General features: G+C 60.0%; 16 protein-coding genes and 3 pseudogenes. 13 read left to right on the top strand and 6 right to left on the bottom strand.

Features of this window, described 5'->3' with window-relative positions:
• Window positions 1–154: 154 nt before the first annotated feature.
• From DC522_RS29630 to DC522_RS29615, 4 genes and pseudogenes are all read left to right on the top strand, one after another.
• Window positions 155–400 (top strand): hypothetical protein, encoded by a 246-nt coding sequence (locus DC522_RS29630; RefSeq protein ID WP_116532084.1) that lies wholly within the window; start codon window positions 155–157, stop codon window positions 398–400.
• A 214-nt stretch (window positions 401–614) separates the two neighbouring features.
• Entirely contained in the window at window positions 615–890 is a 276-nt protein-coding gene (locus DC522_RS29625; RefSeq protein ID WP_116532083.1) for a hypothetical protein, read from the top strand.
• A gap of 82 nt (window positions 891–972) precedes the next feature.
• Window positions 973–1,317, top strand: a pseudogene (locus DC522_RS29620) (pirin family protein); the annotation flags it as partial.
• Window positions 1,318–1,383: 66 nt separating this feature from the next.
• A complete protein-coding gene (locus tag DC522_RS29615) occupies window positions 1,384–2,100 on the top strand; it encodes an IS6 family transposase (protein WP_116532082.1) in 717 nt (238 codons plus the stop codon).
• 421 nt (window positions 2,101–2,521) lie between these two features.
• Here DC522_RS29615 and DC522_RS37030 read toward each other — a convergent pair whose 3' ends face one another.
• Window positions 2,522–2,656, bottom strand: a complete 135-nt coding sequence (locus DC522_RS37030) for a hypothetical protein (RefSeq protein WP_256369935.1) — start codon at window positions 2,654–2,656, stop codon at window positions 2,522–2,524.
• 573 nt (window positions 2,657–3,229) lie between these two features.
• Here DC522_RS37030 and DC522_RS29605 point away from each other — a divergent pair.
• Together DC522_RS29605 and DC522_RS29600 are read left to right on the top strand one after the other, a co-directional pair.
• Window positions 3,230–4,264, top strand: a pseudogene (locus DC522_RS29605) (IS481 family transposase).
• A 104-nt stretch (window positions 4,265–4,368) separates the two neighbouring features.
• Complete coding sequence (locus DC522_RS29600; RefSeq protein ID WP_245444684.1) at window positions 4,369–4,545, top strand: hypothetical protein; 177 nt, start codon at window positions 4,369–4,371, stop codon at window positions 4,543–4,545.
• Window positions 4,546–4,562: 17 nt separating this feature from the next.
• On the opposite strand, the gene DC522_RS29595 is transcribed toward DC522_RS29600, so the two are convergent.
• The 5 genes from DC522_RS29595 to DC522_RS29575 all read right to left on the bottom strand — a co-directional run bounded on the left by DC522_RS29595 (window position 4,563) and on the right by DC522_RS29575 (window position 8,266).
• Window positions 4,563–5,381 (bottom strand): IS5 family transposase, encoded by an 819-nt coding sequence (locus tag DC522_RS29595; RefSeq protein ID WP_116532079.1) that lies wholly within the window; start codon window positions 5,379–5,381, stop codon window positions 4,563–4,565.
• A 176-nt stretch (window positions 5,382–5,557) separates the two neighbouring features.
• Entirely contained in the window at window positions 5,558–5,896 is a 339-nt protein-coding gene (locus DC522_RS29590; protein ID WP_116532078.1) for a DUF6665 family protein, read from the bottom strand.
• A gap of 214 nt (window positions 5,897–6,110) precedes the next feature.
• Complete coding sequence (locus DC522_RS29585) at window positions 6,111–6,857, bottom strand: DUF4336 domain-containing protein (protein WP_116532077.1); 747 nt, start codon at window positions 6,855–6,857, stop codon at window positions 6,111–6,113.
• A 169-nt stretch (window positions 6,858–7,026) separates the two neighbouring features.
• Complete coding sequence (locus DC522_RS29580) at window positions 7,027–7,899, bottom strand: SDR family oxidoreductase (RefSeq protein WP_116532076.1); 873 nt, start codon at window positions 7,897–7,899, stop codon at window positions 7,027–7,029.
• Window positions 7,900–7,969: 70 nt separating this feature from the next.
• On the bottom strand, window positions 7,970–8,266 hold the full coding sequence (locus tag DC522_RS29575) for a hypothetical protein (RefSeq protein WP_116532075.1): 297 nt from the start codon (window positions 8,264–8,266) through the stop codon (window positions 7,970–7,972).
• Window positions 8,267–8,481: 215 nt separating this feature from the next.
• On the opposite strand from DC522_RS29575, the gene groES reads away from it, so the two are divergent.
• The 7 genes and pseudogenes from groES to DC522_RS29540 form a co-directional block, all read left to right on the top strand.
• On the top strand, window positions 8,482–8,796 hold the full coding sequence (groES, locus tag DC522_RS29570; protein ID WP_116532074.1) for a co-chaperone GroES: 315 nt from the start codon (window positions 8,482–8,484) through the stop codon (window positions 8,794–8,796).
• A gap of 40 nt (window positions 8,797–8,836) precedes the next feature.
• A complete protein-coding gene (gene groL, locus DC522_RS29565; protein ID WP_116532073.1) occupies window positions 8,837–10,483 on the top strand; it encodes a chaperonin GroEL in 1,647 nt (548 codons plus the stop codon).
• Window positions 10,484–10,921: 438 nt separating this feature from the next.
• Window positions 10,922–11,176: a DUF2934 domain-containing protein gene (locus DC522_RS29560; RefSeq protein ID WP_245444683.1), complete on the top strand. Its 255-nt coding sequence runs from the start codon at window positions 10,922–10,924 to the stop codon at window positions 11,174–11,176.
• Window positions 11,177–11,384: 208 nt separating this feature from the next.
• Window positions 11,385–12,065 carry a transglutaminase-like cysteine peptidase gene (locus tag DC522_RS29555; protein ID WP_371680832.1) on the top strand — a complete coding sequence of 227 codons (681 nt, stop codon included), beginning with the start codon at window positions 11,385–11,387 and terminating at the stop codon, window positions 12,063–12,065.
• 393 nt (window positions 12,066–12,458) lie between these two features.
• The gene (locus tag DC522_RS36515) at window positions 12,459–13,214 is read left to right on the top strand and encodes a response regulator transcription factor (RefSeq protein ID WP_245444682.1); all 756 of its coding nucleotides are present in this window, start codon (window positions 12,459–12,461) and stop codon (window positions 13,212–13,214) included.
• The gene (locus DC522_RS29545) at window positions 13,207–13,641 is read left to right on the top strand and encodes a hypothetical protein (RefSeq protein ID WP_116532072.1); all 435 of its coding nucleotides are present in this window, start codon (window positions 13,207–13,209) and stop codon (window positions 13,639–13,641) included. Before DC522_RS36515 ends, DC522_RS29545 begins: the two co-directional genes overlap by 8 nt.
• A 776-nt stretch (window positions 13,642–14,417) precedes the next feature.
• Window positions 14,418–14,618: pseudogene (locus DC522_RS29540) on the top strand (porin family protein); the annotation flags it as partial.

Here is a 14,618-nt window from a genome sequence, read left to right as displayed (position 1 = left end):
ATCTCGGCGAGACGCTCTCGCTGCCGCCGTTCCTGGAAGGCCGGCGCCAGCAGATCGAGGCAGATCTGCGGCCGTTGGTGTGACGCGATCCCGATCGAACCATTGCGCGTTCCCAGTCTTTCTGGATTGTTGTGAACGAACTGAGGAGATGACCATGGAGTTCATCCTGCGGCTTCAGTGCGACGACATCCTCGGAGCCAGAATCGAGCGGGAGACACAAACCGGCTTGGTCACGATAGCAACTGCCGTGCCGCAGAGCGGGAGATTGGAGGTGCATCTCCTCGATTCTCCTGTAAGTGCGGGTTTGGAATTTCTCGACGGGCTCCGGGCGCAGGATTGCAGTGATCTGAGACGGCAGCTGGCACGTCCGAACGTGATGGTCGTCATGCCTGACGTTTGATGCGTGGGCACCTGCAGGTGACGATACTGGAGTGGCGTGTATGCTGCGTCTGGAGCGGCATTTTCTGGTATACGCGCCCGTTCTTCGGCTGGTTGGCCGTGATACTGGTTCTCTGATAGAGCTACCGACACCGGTGGGATGTGCTGACCGAATGCACGTTCGGCCAGCAGCGGACCGAGAGGCGCTTGCCGAGCTTGAATTGGCTGGAGGCAATATGACACCCGACGACCTATGGTTTGCTGACAACCCATCGCGGCGCTATCGGCTACGGGAGGCGACCCGGCCCGAAGCGGATGCAGCACGCGCCGAGATGGGCCACAAGGAGCGGAGTGCCGCGCTGCATTTCTGGCGAATTGTCGGGCGGGACGGAACGGGTACCACATTCGGGTCGACGGCCTGGAGTGGTCCCTCTGTTCCGGCCGATACGGATAACGCCCTTGAGGAACATCTGAGGGCTTGGGGGGTGAGCGAACGGCGGGAGGGGGCATGATTCCCGTTTGTTGTTCCTTGAGGAGACCGATTGAAGATAGCGGACGCAACAATCACACCTGTGCAGGGAAGGCGAAGATCTCATGAGCTGGAACCCCGCCGAAGATCCGCAGCCGGGCGACAAGTTCGCCTGTGAGGCGATCGAGACTGTGATCGTGCCGCGCGCCCGCGATCTCGGCAGCTTCGAGGTGCGGCGGGCGCTGCCGTCCGCGCAGCGGCAGATGGTCGGCCCGTTCATCTTCTTCGACCAGATGGGGCCGTCCGAGTTCCTGCTCGGATCCGGCATGGACGTGCGGCCCCATCCCCATATCGGCCTGTCCACCGTCACCTATCTTTTCGATGGCGAGATCATGCACCGGGACTCGCTTGGAACCGAACTGCCAATCCGGCCGGGGGAACTCAACTGGATGACCGCCGGGCGCGGCATGGAACCGTTGCAAACTCTTCGGTAACTCAGTTCGGTTTAGGCCTCTGACAAGCTGCGGAGGTGCAAGATGTTCAAAGGCCGCCATTTCGACCGCTCGGTAATCCTGCTGTGCGTCCGGTGGTATTTGGCTTATGGCTTGAGCCTGAGAAACCTTGAGGAGATGATGGCCGAGAGAGACATTTCGGTCGACCACGCGACAGTGCACAGATGGGTTGCTCGGTACTCGGCTGAATTACTGGAGCAGTTCAACCTTCGCAAGCGAGCCGTCATTTGCAAGCGAGCCGTCACCAGCCGGTGGCATGTGGATGAAACGCATATCAAGGTTCGCGTGCGGCGGATGTACCTTTACCGGGCCATCGACAGCAATGGCGACACGGTCGAATTTTGGTTCAGCGAAAAGCGGAATCTGGCTGCTGCCAAACGGTTCCCGCGCCAAGCGCTGAAGCGGCATGGCAGACCCGAGAGGATCGTCATTGATGGCAGCCAGACCAACCGCGAAGCAATCGTGTCCTGTGATACGACAGATCGGCTGCGGGACCGATCCCGACGGAAGCTCAAGACGATCCGCATCCCGCAAAGTGCTTATCTGAACAATCGGATCGAGCAGGACCATCGTGCCATCAAGAGGCGGATCCGATTGATGCTCGGCTTCCAGATCGTGACCAGCGCCCGGGTGATCCTTGGCGGCATTGAGATGGTCCACATGATACGCAAACAGCAGGCGCATCATGCCTGTTGTGCAAATCTCTCGCTCGCAGAACAGTTCGAGCGCCTCGCTGCATGAATACCGACTGAGGTTCGCTCCGATCTTGCGGCTCGAATCCGGGTTTGCGACAGAACCATCTCAGTCCACCCGTAAGCTCGTTCGGTCGGTCAGTGGACCTCACTGCCAAGGTTAACCTATGGTTAACCTGATGGGGGGCACGGTTGAGGCTGAACAAAGGAGCCTTGTAGTGCGTAATCTCAAGGCAATCGTTGGCCTTGCCGTGGGAGCTGTAGTGCTGGCTCCATTCGTGACCTTATCGACTTTTTGCAGCTACTATTTTGGCAGTTGCGGTGGTCGCTCCACAACGACCACTTACGATTCGTAACGATACGTGAGTTGACCGTCCTCTTCAGGAGAACGAAACTAAGCCTGTGCTGACAGCATTGGCCGTTCCTCTGAGAAACTGAGGTCCCAAAATGGGGCCTCTTTTGTTGGTTTCTTAATGGAGTTGCTGCCCTCTGAGGCTCTCCAAGAGCTCCTGGTAAGGGGCGCGCCGCTCCCGATACTTCAGGAGCAATTGAGCCTTGATATAGTTCTTCTGCTCGATCTCGAGATCGCTGCGATCAAGGTTCAAGATCTCCTCACCGTACTGGAAATCTATGTTTGTTAATGTGCGCGATATCCAGAGTATCTTTAGATCGCGTTCGGTTATCATTCTCTCTGAAGATGCGTTGCTGAAATCATTTTGCGCTAAGAAAGCTCTTTCGGCCGACATGATGCCCTGCTCATATTCTGATTCTTAGAGGCAGGGTATCGTCTTGACTGTTTAAGCGACAATCAGTGTGCCTTGCGCTTGCGAGGTAGTTGGCGCCTCTCCGTGTTAGTAATCCCAAGGAATAGGGGATCGCTTAAAGGACGAGATTTGCCTCGGGTGACGGGCACTGTTGCGGCAACTCGGATAGGGCACAATGAACCCGGTCGAACGGGTGGCTCAGGCGGCAAGGCCGAGTAGCTTGTTGACCGGACGGATCTCCCCTGTCGCTCCAGGTTCTCGCTGGATGCAGTGGCCGCAGCAGCTATCTTTGGATGAAGTAGTTGGAACTTAATCTGACAGACGGTGTCGATTGGCTGAGGCCTGAGCCGAGGCTGGGCGCGGAGTGGTCGGGGTGCGTAGCGCCCGGTCTCGGCGTTCACAAGGAACACCGTCATGACCAACGAGCAGAAGATCATCCGTGCCAAGGTCGGCCTGCTGGAGCTGGCCAAGCAACTCGGCAATGTCAGCCAAGCCTGTCAGATGATGGGCTATTCCCGCGACAGCTTCTATCAGTTCAAGGAACTCTACGAGACCGGCGGCGAACTGGCCCTGCAAGAGCTGAGCCGACGCAAGCCGCGGCTGGCTAACCGCACCCCGCCCGAGATTGAGGCGATCATCATTGACCTTTCTCTGGAGCAACCGGCCTTCGGCCAGATCCGCATCGCCGACGAGGTGCGAAAGCGCGGTCATTCGATCTCACCGGCCGGCGTGCGCGGGGCCTGGCAGCGCCATGATCTCGAGACCATGACGAAGCGGCTCAAAGCCTTGGAGGCGAAGGTCGCACAGGAAGGTCTGATCCTCATCGAGAGCCAGGTGGCGGCCCTGGAGAAGGCCAAGACAGAGAAGGAAGCGCACGGCGAGTTCGAGAGCGAATGCCCCGGCTATTGTGGAGCGCAAGACACGTTCTACGTCGGCAACATGAAAGGGGTCGGGCGCATCTATCAGCAGACCTTCATTGACACCTACACCAAGGTGGCGCTCGCCAAGCTGTATGATCGCAAGACCCCGATCACCGCCGCCGACCTGCTGAACGACCGCGTCCTGCCGTTCTTCGATGCCCATGAGGTGAAACTGCGTCGGGTGCTCACCGACCGCGGGACCGAGTACTGTGGCAATCCCGAGCGCCACGAGTACGAACTCTATCTGGCCGTCGAGGACGTGGATCATTCCAGGACCAAGACCAAGAACCCGCAGACGAACGGGATCGTTGAGCGCTTTCACAAGACGGTGCTGGACGAGTTCTGTCGTGTGGCGTTCCGCAAGAAGATCTACGGCTCAATCACTGAGTTGCAGAGCGATCTGGATGCCTGGGTGAGGAGTTATAATGAGGAGCGGCCACATTAGGGGCGGTGGTGCTTTGGCAAGACGCCGATGCAGACCTTCTCGAATGCCGTGCCGCTGGCAAAGGAGAAAATGATTGCAGCCTGATCCTGTCGGACAGGCTCCATCCGATCACTCTCTGATGCCGACTGTCCGATCAAATACCAACTACTACAGCTTATCTCAACCTGATCGAGCCCTGGTGGAAGATCTTGCGCTCGCTGGCTCTTGCCGGCCGGCGCTTCGAGACTTGGGAGGAGATCACCGATGCGATCCACCACTCCACGGTCTACTGGAATGCGCACCGCCATCCCTTTGTCTGGGGCAAGCGACGCCGGCATCGCCCGCGCCGCTCACCCGGCGTCGCCGTGCTGCCGAGAGCCGCATGACTTACCGGATGCACCACTTAGAGACTGTTATGGACTGCGATGTAGTTTACGGCCTGTCGCAGCATAAGACAGACCAGAGCGACAACATGCAGGTCTGCGAGAGTTTCAGGTAATCGCTCGTAATCCCGCACCAGACGACGAAAGCGAGTGGCCCAGGCAAATGTGCGCTCCGCTACCCATCTGCGCGGCAACAGTACGAAGCCGCGCTTGGCCTCAGGCAACTTGACCACCTCCAGCTCGATCCCATGCTCGCGGGCTGCCGCCGCGGCCCTCTCACCCGTATAGCCCTGATCGACATAGGCCAAGTCCACGCTCTCGCCGGTGGCGACCTGCACAGCCTGGGCCAGCTGTCCCACTTCGGACCGATCATCCGCCGTGGCAGGCGTGACGTGAGCTGCCAGAAGGTGGCCGAGAGTGTCCACCGCCATGTGCAACTTGGAGCCCTTCCGGCGCTTGGCACCATCGTACCCGGCTCTCGCCCCACTCTCGGGCGTGGAGCATAAGGTACGGCTGTCGAGCACGGCGACCGAGGGCTCCTCGCTGCATCCGGCGGCCAGGCGCAGCACCGCGCGAAGATCATGCGCCAACTGCTCGAAGCACCCGGCTTTGAGCCAGCGTTGCGCCTGCTGATAGACGGCCGCCCAGGGTGGCAGATCATGGGGCATCCAGCGCCAGGGGGCACCGGTCTTGACGATATAGCGCAGGCCATTGAACACCTCCCGCAAGGAGTGTTCGCGCTGGCCCGCCTCTTCGGGCAGAAGCGTTAGATACGGCGCTACCAGGGCCCATTCTTCGTCAGACACACCAGAGGGGTAAGGTTTGCGGGCAGAGATCATTCTGCCAAAACGAAAATGACCTCAGCCCAGGTCCATAACAGCCTCTACAGCATCGGACGTGAAAAGTGGATTTGCACTTTTGGGTCCGATGCTTTCTCCTTGAATGAGAGCATCGTTGAGAGCGGAACCGGAGATCCGCGTCAGCGAAAACCGGATCCACTTTTCCGCACGATGCTCTAGCGCCTGACTTGCCCAACCCGATTCAGAACCTCCCGGGGAATGCCGTAATCCTTCACCACAGCGTCCCAGTTCCGGAGCCCGCACAGCTCCCGCTGGATCATGAAGGCCCAGACCCGGTCGGCGGCCTCGTCCAGCAAGGCATGACGCCGGATCTCCTCGTCGGATCCGTGCCCATCGGCATCGAAGGCCCGTAATGCTGCAAGAGCCTGTTCGACTTGACTGCTCAAGGTCCCCAGCGTTTGCGCTTTCTGCTCGCGGATTTCGTAATCGAGCACGCTCCAGCCGGTTTCCCGCTGGAGGCCCGTCGAGAGGTTCTGGGGTAGGCGAACTGCCATTTCGGGTCTCCGCAAAGTGCGACAATGGGGCAGAGATGGTGTCGTCGTCCCCATGTGGAAACGCGACACCCTAACGCAAGCTCGCGGGTGGTCCGAAAACCTGAAATACCGCTCTCGCTGGGTGGCCATTGTCAGCCTGTAAGCAGTAGGCGGATACGCAGAAGGCCAGCGGGACAAAGCTCTTCACCCTGCTCCCAATCGACCGAAGTCCAGTTTAGCCTGTGAGCCAGTCCAGGGATCGTTTGACGGCTTCCGTCCCATCTCGTTCGAACCAGCGGCCATGGCTAAAGATCACTCGCTCCGGCTGCCATTCGACGAGCCGGGTCGCTGCCCTCGCAGCCTCGCGTTTGTTCGCCTTCACGGCGAGGCGGAGATAAATCGGTGCCCGACCCCGTGGCGCCGCGATACCATTCAGACGGGCCATGATCCGCGTAAAAGCAGGCAGACGCCCCGTCTCCAGGTTCTGAACCAGATCCGTCATGATCAGTGTTCGGCTTGGATGATGGAAGAAGTCCACCTCGCTGAAGCCTAACCCACGGACGGTGATCTGTTCCAGCTCACCAGCCCATTCCGGGGGTGAGGTATCGGAGAGGATATAGTCAATCCGAATCCCAGCCTTCTGCACCTGCCTGCGCTCCCGCAGTCCGGGAGCAGCCCAAGTCAGGGTATTTGGACAGTTCCTCTGCCACTCTTGGAGGAAGGACCAATGCGAAATGTCCGGCGCGATCAGATGCGTGATGCGCCCCTGCTGCTCGAGTTGCGCGCGGAGCTCCTCCGTAAATCGCGTTGGGGAATGAAGCCAAAGGTCGCCGCTGGACAGACGCAGCACCGTCATTCTGATGGGCAGTGTCAAACCAAGGACGTGCAGGGGCCCGCTGTCGACGATCCAGACGTCGTCTCCAACAGGCTTGAGGACGTCAAGAGGAGGATAGGTGCCATCCAGGCCGATTTCGCTCGCCATCCCGCGTCCTCGCTAGAGCATCGTTCGGAACCGAAGGTCCGCGTCAGCGACCCGACGGGCCACGCCAGTGAAAAGTGGACCCGGTTTTTCGCTTTCAACGATGCTCTGCTTGAAAGCGGAAGCATCGGATCGATCCCAAAAGTGGTCTCCACTTTTCTCGTCCGATGCTTTAGTCAACGGATTTGAAGCCGCCACTGACCTCGAGCAACGCTCCTGTCACAAATGATGCGTCAGCCGCCAAGAACACGTAGGCCGGCGCAATCTCCTCCGGCTGGCCGGCGCGACCCATCATCGTAAACGTGCCGAAGTTCTTGACCGTCTCCTCGCTCGATGTGGCGATGGCAGGGGTCCAGAAGGGACCTGGAAGCACGGCGTTCACGCGGACGCCCCTGCCTGCAAGCTCGTCTGCAAGCGACTTGGTGAACACGTTCACGGCGCCCTTAGAGCTCGAGTAAGCCAAAGCGCCCTTCTTGCCGAGCAATGATGTTGTGCTGGACGTGTTGATGATACATCCGCCGGTCTTCTCCAGGTGTGGCAGCGCAGCCTGCGCCATCAGCATGTAAGCGATGATGTTTGTGTCGAAAACCCGCCGTAGACCTTCCTCCTCAAGCTCGGGCAGCGTGCCATCGCCTTCGAAGTAAGCAGCATTGTTGACGAGAATGTCGAGCCGGCCCAGACGAGACACGGTCTCTTCGATGATGCGCCCACGGTCGGCTTTGACGGTGACATCGCCAAGAAGTGACAGGCAGCGTCGCCCACGATGCTCGACCAGACGGCATGTCTCGGCTGCGTCATCCTCGCTGTGGTTATAGGCGATCGCCACATCCGCGCCTTCCATGGCGTAGGCGACTGCGACGGCGCGACCAATGACGGAGTCGCCACCCGTAATCAGGGCCACCTTCCCGACGAGTTTATCGGCCGGCTTGTAGTTGGAGAGATCGCTGTCCGGCTTCAGCTGCATATCGGCTTCGCGACCGGGTGCGGGTTGATCGTGGTCGACAGCCAATTCAGCCGGGGCGGGGCGGTTCTCCTGATCAGCCATAGCCAAACTCCGGTAAAACGGGAAAGCGCCCCAGAAACGATGCGGGAGATCGGCGGTTCCGCGGCAAAGCTCAAGGCCCAGCGTCGATTGCCATCTTGACCCGCTGCAGTCCCTCGGAGGTTAGCGGGTCAACCCTCAGGATCGGGTGCCCTCCTGAAGAGTAGCGTTGGGAGAATACGAGACGGACATACCCACCGTCCTGGAGAGGCAGGAAGAAAACGCCGTCGGACTCCCCCTTCAGGAAGCAGCGTAAGCCGATATAGAAGCTCTCCTCATAATCCTCCACGGCTCGACGGATAGCGGGATGAAGGACAAGGGTGATGCTCTTGCTCTCGCAGACTTCCTCGACGGTTTTGAAACTCAACACTGCTGAACCTCGCTGCCAAGGCGGCCTGTCGGCCGCTGTCCCGGGTCAACGCAGCTCATAAGGCACCGGTTCTGGGCCATCTCCTCCAGAAGGAGGAGATTGCCTCACCCGTGGCACCGAGCTAATAGTTTCCTTTAGCACTCTCATATATCGAGTGCTAAAGTCATTGCTCGACATAGCCGAGTGTCCCTGACAATGCTCTAGGAGGCATTCTCATGAAGTTCCGTCCACTGCACGACCGTGTTGTCGTCCGCCGCATCGAGGCCGAAGAGAAGACGGCCGGCGGCATCATCATCCCGGACACCGCCAAGGAAAAGCCGCAGGAGGGCGAGGTTGTCGCCGTCGGCCCCGGCGCCCGCGATGAGACCGGCAAGGTCGTGGCCCTCGACGTGAAGGCCGGCGACCGTGTTCTGTTCGGCAAGTGGTCCGGCACCGAGGTGCGGATCGACGGTCAGGATCTCCTGATCATGAAGGAATCCGACATCATGGGCGTGATCGAACGGTCCGCTGACGCCCAGAAGGCTGCTTGAGCGGCATCCATCAAGAACCATCAGAACAGGAGGAACAATCATGGCTGCTAAAGAAGTCAAGTTTTCCGCAGGCGCGCGCGAGAAGATGCTGCGCGGCGTCGACATCCTCGCCGATGCGGTGAAGGTGACCCTCGGTCCGAAGGGCCGCAACGTGGTGATCGAGAAGTCCTTCGGCGCTCCGCGCATCACCAAGGACGGCGTCACCGTGGCCAAGGAGATCGAGCTTGCCGACAAGTTCGAGAACATGGGCGCCCAGATGGTGCGCGAAGTGGCAAGCAAGACCAGCACTGAGGCAGGCGACGGCACGACCACAGCGACGGTGCTCGCCCAGGCCATCGTGCGCGAGGGCGCCAAGGCGGTGGCCGCCGGCATGAACCCGATGGATCTCAAGCGCGGTATCGATCTGGCGGTCGCCGAGGCCGTCAAGGACATCCAGGCCCGCGCCAAGAAGGTCGCGTCATCGGAGGAGATCGCTCAGATCGGCACGATCTCGGCCAACGGGGACGCCGAGGTCGGCCGCATGCTGGCCGAGGCCATGCAGAAGGTCGGCAACGAGGGCGTGATCACCGTCGAGGAAGCCAAAACGGCGGCGACGGAACTCGATGTGGTCGAGGGCATGCAGTTCGACCGCGGCTATCTCTCGCCGTACTTCATCACCAACGCCGAGAAGATGATTGCCGAGCTCGAGGACCCCTACATCCTCATCCACGAGAAGAAGCTCTCCTCGCTGCAGGCCATGCTGCCGATCCTCGAGGCTGTGGTGCAGACCGGCAAGCCTCTCTTGATCATTGCGGAAGATATCGAGGGCGAGGCGCTCGCGACCCTCGTGGTCAACAAGCTGCGGGGCGGCCTGAAGATCGCCGCCGTGAAGGCTCCGGGCTTCGGCGACCGCCGCAAGGCGATGCTCGAGGACATCGCGACCCTGACCGCCGGCCAGACGATCTCCGAAGACCTCGGCATCAAGCTCGAGAACGTCACGCTGGATATGCTGGGGCGGGCCAAGACCGTACGGGTGGAGAAAGAAAACACCACCATCGTCGGTGGGGCCGGCAACCGGCAGGACATCGAGGCTCGCGTGGCTCAGATCAAGGCGCAGATCGAGGAGACCACCTCGGACTACGACCGGGAGAAGCTGCAGGAGCGTCTGGCCAAGCTCGCCGGCGGCGTCGCGGTGATCCGCGTCGGCGGCGCGACCGAGGTCGAGGTGAAGGAGAAGAAGGACCGCGTGGACGATGCACTCCACGCCACCAAGGCCGCGGTCGAGGAGGGCATCGTCCCCGGCGGTGGCACGGCCCTGCTGCGTGCCAAGGCTGCCGTGGCGCGGCTGAAGAGCGACAATCCGGATATCCAGGCCGGCATCAACATCGTGCTGCGGGCGCTGGAGGCTCCGATCCGCCAGATCGCCGAGAATGCCGGTGTCGAGGGCTCGATCGTCGTTGGCAAGATCAGCGACAACGCTCAGTCTGAGACCTTCGGATTTGACGCGCAGGCTGAGGAGTTCGTGGACCTGGTCCAGGCCGGCATTGTCGACCCGGCGAAAGTGGTTCGCACCGCCTTGCAGGACGCCTCATCCGTGGCCGGCCTCCTCGTCACCACCGAGGCCATGGTCGCCGAGCTGCCGAAGAAGGAAGCGGCTCCCGCCATGCCCGGTGGCGGCATGGGGGGCATGGGCGGCATGGATTTCTAACTCCCTGGCTCGAGCATCGGACGTGAAAAGTGGACCTGCACTTTTGGGGCTCATCCGATGCTCATTCCCAGAGCAGCGCATCGTTCGAGCGGAAAACCGGATCCACTGTTCCGCACGATGCGCTAAGTCTGGAACAGGAGGCCCCGGTGAAATCCGGGGCCTTCTTTTGGGCCTCTACTTACTCGGTAACACTCCTGCTGCGAAGATTTCGCTGAAGAGGCGAGCTCATCCAGACCACGCTGCACAGTCAGCGCTCTTCGGCGCGTCGGAGGCATTACGCCTTCGACAGAGACGCCTTTCCTGTCGATGGAAGTGCTTCTTCAATCTCACCTGAGTCCGGATGATCGCACACGAAGGCTCAGGCGGCTCCAGGAACTGATGATGAACCTCTTTCCTGCTTGATCATTGATCCGGTGGTCCAGGAGATCGGAGACGGTTATGTCCGACACACTTTCTGCAGCCCTCATGGCTATGGGCCAGGAGGACAAAATCCGGCAACGCGCCTACGAAATCTGGGAGAGCGAGGGCCGCGCTGGGAATGCGGAAGATCACTGGCTCAGGGCAGAACGTGAGCTCCTCAATCCGGAGTCTGAGCGCTCTGACGCGATCCTAGAGGACGCCCCACCTGCCGCCGCGGCAGAAGCTGATTCCGCTGCGACCGGCGAGATCCCGGATGAGCGGTTTGCCGACTAGCCGGTTAGGCGGGGAGGAACCAGCCTGCACGAGAGGAGGGAAACTCTCCTTCTGGCACATCTGACCCGTTTCGGACCTAAGGGGGCCAAACTCAATGCAAAGGGGCCCGTGAACCAAAGGTCGGTCCGAGAGGCCATCGCCTGGACTGCGTTAAGGTATCGTTTACCGCAATTGCCCATCGTAATGGCTCCAGACCGGAGCCTTGGCTGTGGAAGATGCTGCTGATCCGATCCTCACCCATCCCAGTTCTCGTAACGCGGCCCGCCGTATCGGTGTGGGAGCCTGGGGGATCGCTTTTGCAATCACTGTCTTTTTCAGTTCACTAGCCCCAGCTGTTGCTGAGAGTTCATTCCCGGCGACACATACCGGCCCTCTCCAGGCGTTAGGACGTGCTGCTCCAACATGGGCATGGGTCAGGTTCTGCCAGAAACACCCGCAAGAATGTCGGATCAATCGTACGCAGCCAGAGCGGATTGCGCTCACTCCGAGGGCCTGGGCCATCCTCCAACAAGTCAATGAGCACGTTAACGCGACAATCTTGGCGGTTACTGACCAGGACCACTGGGGTGTGGTTGACCGCTGGGACTATCCTGATGATGGTCTCGGCGACTGCGAGGACATCCAGCTTCTGAAGCGGAAGCTGCTGATCCGCGCGGGTCTGCCTCAACGTGCCCTGCGGATAGCAGCCGTGATCGATGATCAGGGGCAGGGGCACGCTGTGCTCATGGTCTTGACCGACCGGGGCGACTTCATCCTCGACAATAAGCGAGACGCTGTCCTGCCCTGGCGCCAGACAGGCTACACCTATATCAAGCGGGAGAGCACGAACGCCAGAGCCTGGGTTGCCCTTGGCGATCAAGGGGCACCTGCTTTCACGGCCAATCGTTAGGTCGAATAGGTGTTCACAGAACGACCGCAACGACACGGGTGTGCAGCGGGAAGGCTGTTCCTGGCTGAGACATTGGCCTTGGTGAATACAAAGAGGCTCGTCGGACAAGTGGAGGTACAATTCCAGGCCCGTATCAGGCGGGCGGATAAGCCTCAGCAGAAACTCACTGACGTAGCCTGACAGGCTCAACCTGTCCGAAGCCGCCGTGTTGGCTCGCCGGCAACGATGAGGGCGCGGCACCAGTCTGTGCCCCATATTGTTAAGCCTCGTAGATGATCATTCTGGCTCATTACTGCGACAATTCGCTAACTTATTTTGTCTGAACGCAGACAGACCAACCTCCGGCAGCCTGTTTACTTTTCTTCACAAGGAAAGCCGAACAGGGGGTAGCGAATGACGACACTGACGCTTGTGCACGGACGCTCGTTAGATGCCGACGTGTACGACAGTCTCGCGGCTGCCGTTCCAACAGCACTGATCTGTGACAGCCCCCTTCTCCACTCAGGCCTTCAGCACATCCTGCAGGGAACGCCGTTTGTGCTCGCCGGGGCGGATTCTGCACTCAGTCCAGGACGGCTCCTGCGTCTAGAGGTGAAGCCCGCGCTGGTCATCATCGAAGCCGGCCGGAGCACCGGTCATGTGCTTGAAGTGGTCAGGCAGGTGCAGGAGCAGTTCCCTGAGGCGCGGATCGTGGTCCTGGCGGATCAAGTCGATCTTGGCCTCGTGCGGCTGGGCCATGAGGCTGGTGTGGATGGCTTCTGTCTCGCAGCCAGTCCTCCCGACGTTCTGATCACATCTCTTGAGTTGGTGATGCTGGGAGAAGCTGTTGTGCCCTTTTGCATCCTCGGCTCCATTCTGAATGGCGCACCGCAGGAGCGGATACATCCGCTCGAGGACAATAGGGCAGAGCCAAGCCTATCTGACATGAAGTTGGGCAAGCTCTCGGCGCGGGAGGCGGAAGTCCTGAGATGTTTACGGGAAGGAGCGCCCAACAAGGTGATCGCCCGGCAGCTTGATGTGGCCGAGGCGACCGTCAAAGTCCACATTAAAATGATCCTGCGCAAGATCGGCGTATCGAACCGCACCCAGGCAGCACTGTGGGCTTCTCGGCACCTGCCGCGACGCAGTGGAGCGTTGGTGAATGGTTGAGGTGGGGACGGGGAACATTGCGGTTGGGGATAAGGTTCGTGTCCACTTCCATCCTCCAGGGGCGATGAAGAGCTTCTTCGAAGGCGTGGTCACTCGGGTGGATGTGCCGACGTCAGAGGGGCACGTGTTCGTGGTCGAACTCACGCATGAGGTCATCCTCGACCGCGAGCGCCATATCCGGCCCGGTGTTCAGGACTACGTCCGCTATGAAAGCCGGAATGACTTCCCTGGCCGGATTGAGGTGCTCTCTGAGGCCAAGCGGGCCGAGGAGCCACCTGCCGTTGAGCCAGAGCCTCGCGGCGAACCCGAGATCGAGCCACCTGTAGAAGCACAACCTTCCCCTGAGCGGTTTCAGGTCGAGATCGAGCAGCGGCCCGCGCGCAAGCAATTGCATCTGATAGCTGCGCTGTTCAGGCGGAACAAATAACAGCTGCGACGTCGCGAAGTGAGCGGGAGCCAGATGCGATCCGTAAGAGTTCAGCTGCTCCGCGCAGCCCGAAGAATGCAGTGGCTGGCGACGCGCACATTGCAGATGGTCGGGCCAGTACAATCGCGAGGCTGAGGAAACGCCCTGAAGAGTGTTGAGCGGCCTCTATTGTCGGCTTCAATGTTCCTGATTGGCTTTTATGCTTCGTTCGCCTCAGGCGCATCCATTATAGCATTGAGACTGACAATCGACCTTCATGGCTGTCCAATCGAGGCGTAGACTAGCGCCTCGTGCGGAACCGGAGGTCCGCGTCAGTGACCCGAAGGTCCGCGTCAGCGAAAAGTGGATCCGGTTTTCCGCTCTCAACGATGCTCTCATTGTAGGAGAAAGCATCGGATGGGTCCCAAAAGTGCAAATCCACTTTTCACGTCCGAGGCTGTAGACCGCGTCGCCAACACCTTCGCCTGCCGTAGAAGCCGGGCCGAAAAGCGCTGCCCTATGAAGCGATTGCCGGTGCAAAAAACCCTGCCCGTTGCGGGGCAGGGTTCAGTCTCTCCTCGCCTTCGGACTCCTCCGAAAACAGTATGATTAGGGCACGCAACTCCCAGCGAGTCAAATTCCCCAATGTATTAACGAAAAGCTTACGTAGAGTTCGAGTTGCTAAAAGTGGCCGAAAATGGCTTAAAACTTGGCGGTGTTGCAGCTTTACCATAGCCAGAATCTCTCTCTGAGCCATACTCTGATCCTGCGACTCCTCGCACTAGGGATGAATGCTCATGAAAACGCGTCTTCTCGGTCTGCTGGCCGCGACTGCCATTGCGACCGCTGGTATTTCTGCCGCATCCGCTGCCGACCTTCCGTCGCGTGCGGCTCCGGCTCCAGTCTTCGCTCCTGTTCCGGTCTTCACCTGGACCGGGTTCTACGCCGGTGTGAACGCCGGCTGGGGCTGGAACAACAACGACGACTCCACCGCTGTT

This window comes from Microvirga sp. KLBC 81, from assembly GCF_003075415.1.
GTDB lineage: Bacteria > Pseudomonadota > Alphaproteobacteria > Rhizobiales > Beijerinckiaceae > Microvirga.
The sequence above is the reverse complement of the archived record's forward strand: the minus strand, read 5'-3'. Positions and strand labels throughout refer to the sequence as shown.

Coding starts and splice junctions, on each gene's coding strand:
- DC522_RS29630 (WP_116532084.1), top strand. CDS start 155: ATGGAGTTCATCCTGCGGCTTCAGTGCGACGACATCCTCGGAGCCAGA.
- DC522_RS29625 (WP_116532083.1), top strand. CDS start 615: ATGACACCCGACGACCTATGGTTTGCTGACAACCCATCGCGGCGCTAT.
- DC522_RS36515 (WP_245444682.1), top strand. CDS start 12,459: ATGACGACACTGACGCTTGTGCACGGACGCTCGTTAGATGCCGACGTG.
- groES (WP_116532074.1), top strand. CDS start 8,482: ATGAAGTTCCGTCCACTGCACGACCGTGTTGTCGTCCGCCGCATCGAG.
- DC522_RS29580 (WP_116532076.1), bottom strand. CDS start 7,899: ATGGCTGATCAGGAGAACCGCCCCGCCCCGGCTGAATTGGCTGTCGAC.
- DC522_RS29615 (WP_116532082.1), top strand. CDS start 1,384: ATGTTCAAAGGCCGCCATTTCGACCGCTCGGTAATCCTGCTGTGCGTC.
- DC522_RS29545 (WP_116532072.1), top strand. CDS start 13,207: ATGGTTGAGGTGGGGACGGGGAACATTGCGGTTGGGGATAAGGTTCGT.
- DC522_RS29585 (WP_116532077.1), bottom strand. CDS start 6,857: ATGGCGAGCGAAATCGGCCTGGATGGCACCTATCCTCCTCTTGACGTC.
- DC522_RS29595 (WP_116532079.1), bottom strand. CDS start 5,381: ATGATCTCTGCCCGCAAACCTTACCCCTCTGGTGTGTCTGACGAAGAA.
- DC522_RS29590 (WP_116532078.1), bottom strand. CDS start 5,896: ATGGCAGTTCGCCTACCCCAGAACCTCTCGACGGGCCTCCAGCGGGAA.
- groL (WP_116532073.1), top strand. CDS start 8,837: ATGGCTGCTAAAGAAGTCAAGTTTTCCGCAGGCGCGCGCGAGAAGATG.
- DC522_RS29560 (WP_245444683.1), top strand. CDS start 10,922: ATGTCCGACACACTTTCTGCAGCCCTCATGGCTATGGGCCAGGAGGAC.